This is a genomic window from Aminobacter aminovorans, assembly GCF_900445235.1.
GTDB classification, from domain to species: Bacteria; Pseudomonadota; Alphaproteobacteria; order Rhizobiales; family Rhizobiaceae; genus Aminobacter; species Aminobacter aminovorans.
In genome coordinates this window covers 1-6,609 of sequence record NZ_UFSM01000002.1, presented here as the reverse complement: position 1 = coordinate 6,609, position 6,609 = coordinate 1, and the positions used below count along the sequence as shown (strand labels likewise).

The 6,609-nt window shown below is 59.0% G+C and carries 4 protein-coding genes and 1 pseudogene; 1 reads left to right on the top strand and 4 read right to left on the bottom strand.

Annotated features, from left to right (window positions below; translation table 11 throughout):
• Positions 1–338: 338 nt before the first annotated feature.
• Positions 339–662 (top strand): annotated as a pseudogene (locus DY201_RS24685) (AAA family ATPase); the annotation flags it as partial.
• 552 nt (positions 663–1,214) lie between these two features.
• Here DY201_RS24685 and DY201_RS24675 read toward each other — a convergent pair.
• The 4 genes from DY201_RS24675 to DY201_RS24660 form a co-directional block, all read right to left on the bottom strand.
• Positions 1,215–2,795 (bottom strand): FadD3 family acyl-CoA ligase, encoded by a 1,581-nt coding sequence (locus DY201_RS24675; RefSeq protein ID WP_115733989.1) that lies wholly within the window; start codon positions 2,793–2,795, stop codon positions 1,215–1,217.
• A 110-nt stretch (positions 2,796–2,905) separates the two neighbouring features.
• The gene (locus DY201_RS24670; protein WP_115733988.1) at positions 2,906–3,508 is read right to left on the bottom strand and encodes a LysE family translocator; all 603 of its coding nucleotides are present in this window, start codon (positions 3,506–3,508) and stop codon (positions 2,906–2,908) included.
• Positions 3,509–3,687: 179 nt separating this feature from the next.
• Complete coding sequence (locus tag DY201_RS24665) at positions 3,688–5,121, bottom strand: NAD(P)/FAD-dependent oxidoreductase (RefSeq protein WP_131922392.1); 1,434 nt, start codon at positions 5,119–5,121, stop codon at positions 3,688–3,690.
• A gap of 336 nt (positions 5,122–5,457) precedes the next feature.
• Positions 5,458–6,609: acetyl-CoA C-acetyltransferase (locus tag DY201_RS24660; RefSeq protein ID WP_115733986.1), on the bottom strand; the 1,152-nt coding region annotated here is incomplete at its 5' end.

Below are 6,609 nucleotides of genomic sequence, written 5' to 3'. Positions count from 1 at the left end.
GACAACTGACGCGGGTACGACCCGCGTCAGCACGGATTCGGCACGCGGAGAGTTTCGTTTGAGGAAATGCGAGCTTCGCACCACGAGGCAGCCTGTGTCGGAATTAGAGACTGCCATGTGTGCCGAGGCCAATGGGTCATGACGGCGTGGGCATTGTAGCGCTGGATGGCAAGTGACTGCCCCAAATAGGCCACAGACGACAGTGTTTCACCTGTCTTGTCGACGGGTCGCGATAGACAGGCATCTGACGGGCAATTGACCGAGCTCGTCCATCTGGGTGCTGTTGTTGGCACCGACAACCAGGCCCAGCCTGACGAAGGCGACGTCGGCAAGTGAAGCCGATTTCGGCAGGTCGCGCCGAGCAGCAACGTGTCGCAATCGCCCGAGCGCTGTGCCTGCAGCCGAGCGTCATGCTGTTCGACGAGCCGACATCGGCGCTCGATCCGGAATCGGTCGGCTCGGTGCTGCGTATTATGGAAGATCTGGCGGCAACCGGCATCACCATGGTCTGCGTCACCCATGAAATGGGCTTTGCCCGCCGCGTAGCACGTCGCTGCGTGTTCATGGAAAAGGGCGAAATCGTCGAGCAAGCGCCTGCGGATCAGTTTTTCAGAGATCCCACAAGTTCGCGGCTGAAAGCCTTCCTTCGTCAGGTCTTGTGAGGTTGGCTGGCGCGCCAGAGCCGCGTCCCTGGTCTTCACGCCATAGATGGCTAATCGGCGCCTTGCATCTTGCCAATTCGTGTGCCCGCAACTTCAGACGTTGCGGCACTGCGGCGCACAAAATACGTTGGATCCGGGTGACTACAGGCGCCGGCGTTCTTCCGCCTCCAGCAGAGCGATCACATTTTCGGCGGTTTCCTGAACTGATACCGAGTGCCCGTTCCCGTCCGAGTTCGTCGCCGTCGTGCGTATGAAGGTATTGCCATCGACTGTACTGACAGCAACTACGTGTCTGTAGTGGAGATGCACATCGACGTGATCGGGCAGTCGTGTCAGTCGAATGAATGCCATGATCCTCAAACTCCGATAGTCGTAAAGAAATTTCCGAACACTTCAGCTGACCGACCTAATCAAGAGCGATATCTACCCCAGGCCATTGACTGCGCAGGATGATAGACGTGCACGGCGCCAATGGTCATTGCCAACGGCGCTCTGCGGCGAAGGGCATGGCGCTTACGCATCTGACCAGCGCCGTCGAGACAGGCCGTTACTTCAGATGCGCTGCAAGACTTCGTCCCGAAGCAGGTTTTTCAGCACCTTTCCCTGGGCGCTGGTTGGAAGTGAGTTCCTGATCTCGACGCTGCGTGGGCACTTGTAATTGGCCATGTTGTCCCGAGACCAGTTCATGATGTCCATTTCAGTGGCACTGGTGCCCGGGCGAAGGATGACGAACGCCTTGCCAACTTCGCCGAGACGAGCGTCGGGGACGCCGATGACCGCGACGATGCCGATCGCCGGGTGCGTGCTCAGGATGCGTTCGATCTCGGCCGGATAGCAGTTGAAGCCCCCGGCAATGTACATGTCCTTGAGGCGGTCCTCGATGTGCAGATTGCCGTTCGCATCGATATGACCAACATCACCAGTATGCAGCCAACCCTCGGCGTCGATTGTCTCGGCAGTGGCTTCGGGGTCGTTGAAGTAGCCTTTCATGACGATGTAGCCGCGGATGACGATCTCGCCCGGCTGTCCCTGAGGTAGAAGTCTGCCCTTGCACATGATGCCAACCTCGACCCCGGGGGCGGCCTTGCCAGCGGTGTTCGCAATAACTTCGTCGGGATCGTCGGCCAGGCACATAGTTCCATAGCCGCCGGATTCAGTGAGCCCGTAGCCGGTGACAACGCCCTCGAAGCCAAGCTCGTCGCGCATGCGCCGCACCAGAATAGGCGGCACCACTGTGCTGCCGGTGATGCCAAGCCTCAGGCTGCTGGTATCGAATTTGTCCAGTTCCGGGTGCTGGAGCATGCCATGGAAGATGGCAGGCGGTCCCGGGATGACGCTCACCTTTTCCGAGGACACGCGATCGAGTATCTCGCCGGCATGAAACGTCAGATGCGGCATGAACACTGCTCCACGCATCAGTGCCACCAATGCGCCTGCGCGGTAGCCGAAGACGTGGAACAGAGGCGGGATGACAAGGATCCGATCATGCTCGCGAATGCCGACCCTTGTCGCCCACGCATCGACCCCCTTGAGGCACTGCTGGTGGCCGTACATCACACCTTTGGGATAGCCAGTCGTACCTGAGGTGAACAGCATGTCGCAGAGATCGTCTGGCGCGATTGTCGCCTCGCGCTCAGCGAGTTCGTCATCACTGACAACGTCGCCTCCGGCGAGGAAGCTGTCCCAATCCTTTTCCGTTTCGCGCGCTTCACCAATGACGACAACCTGGCGCAGCACCGCTTTCGTTTCCGCTTTGAGTTGGTCAGGATAGTAGGTTCCAAGGAAATCCCCGGCCGAAAACAGCATTGAGGTTCCGCTACGTTGGACGAGCTCGGCAATCTCGCCGCCTTTGAAGCGGGTGCTCGCTGGAATGAGGACGGCTCCTGCGCTGACGAGGCCGAGGGCTGTGGCGAACCATCTCCAGCTGTTGGGCGCCCAGATCATGATCCGGTCGCCCTTGTTCACGCCCGCTGCAATCATCGCCTTGGCGATGCGGCGTCGGGCGGTATCGAGCTCCATGAAGGTGAGGGCAATCCCGTCTTCGATTGCCGTCCGTGTGCCATAGATTTGGGCGGCGCGGGCGCAAAGATCCGGAATGGTGGTGAATTTCCAGTCAGCGTCTTCTGTAATCATCTCAGTACCTGTTGGGCTGGGGGCGCCATGACGGGGTGCAGGATTGGCGCGGTCATGCTCAAGGCGCCGCGTCTGCGGCTGCCTGACGAGGTCCGGGTTGCCGGTTGAGGTTATTGTCCGTGCAACGCCCTGACGACGGTGGTCACAAACAGGAATATCGAGAAAAACAGCAGGATCACTGCGCCAGCCCTGGCAAAGAAGCGAGGCGAGATGGCCAGTCGGAATTGGCGTGCAATGCCCGCACCTATCATGCTCCAAACTGCGCCGATCGCTACAATGAGAACGCTGAGCCAGACGAGATAGGGCAGGGCGGAGGGAACGTCGCCGTCGCGCAGGAATGGAACGATGGTCAGGGCAAATATCAACGCCTTGGGATTGCACAAAGTGACAAAAAAGATGTCTGTTCGGCGCGAGGCCGAACGACCCTGTTCGTGGCCATCCGACTGCGCAAGTTTGATTGCCGATATCAACAGCACGAGGCTCGCGGCCAGGGCCGCAATGATCGAGGCGGACGCAATATGCTGCGATGCGACGCCGATGCCTAAGGCCCATGCGCCAATTGCCATAAGGTATCCGCACAACTCTGCCGGAAGTAGGCCCAACGTACGGCGCAGGCCCAGGATCGCGCCATTCGTGGCAATGAGGGTGTTGGTTGGACCAGGCACAAAAAGCAGCGCGATGGTCGCGGCCGAAAATGCGAACCAGTTTTCCATAGCAGGGTTTCACCTGATCAAAGCGTCTGACGTCGCTGCGGCGCATTTGCCGCTGCTCAAGCAGATCGTTGTCGTCTGCTGGCCCGGAGGATGAGCCCCGGTCCGGCAAGTGGCGAATGCTGGAGTTCCTTGTCGCTGCAGCCGCCGAGCGAGGCCGTCCGGCGGCTGAGCTTCAATGACTAGGCCGCTTCCGCCAGGATGATCGCTGGCTGGGTCACGACATAGAGCCCGTCGATGGCGGCATTGGCCTGCAGGAAATGCAGTCCGTTGAGCGCATCCATGAACTGCATGTTCTCGCGCTTTGTCTCGTCGCCGAACTGGCCCGCGTTGCGGCGCATGTCGACGCCCTGGCGCAGCTTCTCTGCAACTTTCTTGGCGACGATTTCACCATACTGGCCATCCCGAACTTCGGTGTAGTCAGCGCCACCCGAGACGATACTGACGAAGGCCTTCTTCATGTCCTTTTCGGAGTAGTCCTTCGACGTCAGCCGCTGCGCTTCCCAGAAATAGCCGGCCTGACCCTTGTTGAGATCGTAGAAGGACGAAACCATCATCAGGAACCGGAGATAGGATTGGCGATAGCTCGTCTCGAAGAAATTGACCGCCCTGTCCTCGGGCAGTTTGCCTTTGAGAATACTGGCGATCGATGCACCAGCAATCAGACTGGAAACCATCGCAAGGTGAACTCCGCTCGACAGGAGAGGGTCGAGGAAGCAGGCGGCATCGCCGCACATGAAATAGCCGGGCCCGGAGAACTTATCGGAGGTATAGGAATAGTCGGTCTCCATCCGGATTTCGCTGCGCTGAGCGTTCTTCAGGATAATTGCGGCCTCCGGATCATCGCGTAGCAACTGGTCGTAGACGTCTTCGGCGCTGCGCTTCTTGTCGCGCTCTTTGCGCAACTGGTCGCGGGTCAAGACCGTGCCGACACTGACGGTGCCGTCGCTGAGGGGAATGAACCAGATCCAGCCGGACTCGATCGATATGATCCGCGTCGAGCCGGCAGGAAGGTCGTCATAATTGAGGTTGGTGTTCTTCCAATATGACCAGATCGCAACGTTCTTGAACACGTCGTGGAAATGACGGTCCTTGGTATGTACATTGGCGATGACGCCGCTGCGGCCCGAGCAATCTACCAGATACTTGAAGCGGATGGTGCCGGTCGTGCCCGAGTTGCGGTCGAGATATTCCGCAGCCACGGCCCGCCCATTGTCGAAATTGATCTTGCTGACCTTCACGTTCTGGTGGACGCCGGCACCGGTCTCGGCGGCATGATCGAGCAGCAGCTTGTCAAATTCCGAGCGCTTGACCTGATAGGAGTGAGAGGGCGCACCTTCGATTTCGTCGAAGCGGAAGGACCACTTTTCGTTGCCCCAGTTGAAGTAGCCGCCCGGCTTTTCGACAAACCCATGCTGCTTGACCTTTTCGCCGGCGCCGATCGCATCCAGCATTGGCATCAGCGAGGCAAGCAGGGACTCGCCGATGTGGTACCGGGGAAAGACGTCCCGCTCAAGTACGGTGGCGGTGATGCCATGCGTGGCCAGAATCGTCGCGACAGTGGATCCGGCAGGACCCCCGCCAATTACAAGTACATCCGTTGAAGCTGGTATCATCTTGGTTTCCGATCCGATCCGTGAGGCCAATATGGATTTGGGCAGTCAGGGTTTTTGGAAATTCCAATCGGGGCTCACATGTTGTCACGATGCCCAAGATGGTAATTTCATGTCTGTTGATATCTGTAGTCGTCCATTCGGACGATAAATTGAAATATATAAATGTAATCCTCGCTCAATGGACAGTTCACTGTAACTTTAGTTTTGCGGCAGATTCATGATTTAACCGTTTGTATTTAATAGTTGTTTTAGGCATTTAGAATTCAGATATCAGAATTACATTAAATTATGCTTATTTATATTTAATGCGGAATCGAACTCATGGTCTCTGCTGTGTCAGAGCCTCTCGATAATGATGACGTTGGCTTGACCGCCGCCTTCGCACATTGTTTGCAGCGCGTAGCGTCCACGGCGGCGTTCAAGTTCGTTGAGCAGGGATGTCATGAGGCGGGCGCCGGTCGCCCCCAGCGGATGTCCGAGTGCAATCGCGCCGCCGTTTACGTTGACCTTCTCATGGGGGATGCCCAGTTCACGCATCCATGCCATCGGTATCGAGGCAAATGCTTCATTGCATTCGAACAGGTCGATGTCGTCGAGCGTCATGCCGGCCTTTTGCAGCGCATGGCGAGTCGCGGGGATCGGCGCGGTCAGCATCCAGATCGGGTCAGCTCCACGCACCGAGATATGGTGGATACGGGCGCGGGGCTTTAGCCCATGATCGCGCAGGGCCGTTTCGGATGCGATCAAGAGAGCCGCCGCGGCATCGGTGTTCTGGCTGGCTACGCCAGCATGGATGCTGCCACCATCGACAAGCGTCTTCAGGCTGGCCATCCTTTCCAGTGACGTGTCGCGGCGCGGAGGTTCATCGACGGCGAAGTTGCCGACCGGAACGATCTCGCCGGCGAAGAGCCCGCCATCCATGGCAGCAATGGCGCGTCGGTGGCTTTCCAACGCGAAGCGCTCCATCTCTGCGCGGCTGCAGTTCCAGTTTCTGGCGATCATTTCGGCCGAGCGGAACTGGCTGACCTCCTGGTCGCCGTAGCGGGCGAGCCACCCGCGAGATGTCGAGAAGGGGTCGGGGAAGCCGAATTGGTCACCAACCCGCATGGCTGCGCCCATCGGGATCAGGTTGAGGTTCTGCACGCCACCAGCGACGACCAGGTCCTGAGTGCCGCTCATCACTGCCTGTGCGGCGAAATGGATGGCCTGCTGCCCCGAGCCGCACTGGCGGTCAATCGTTACTCCGGGGACGTGGTCCGGCATCCCGGCGACGAGCCAGCACGTGCGGGCGATGTCGCCCGCCTGCGGGCCAATGGTCTCGGTGCAGCCATAAATGACGTCGTCGACTGCAGCCGGGTCCACGCCGGTTCGCTGCATCAAGGCCTTGATCGGGGTCGCGCCCAGATCTGCCGAATGCAGATGGGCGAGCGCCCCGTTCTTGCGCCCCACGGGCGTGCGAATGGCATCGACGATGTAGGCTTGTGGCAT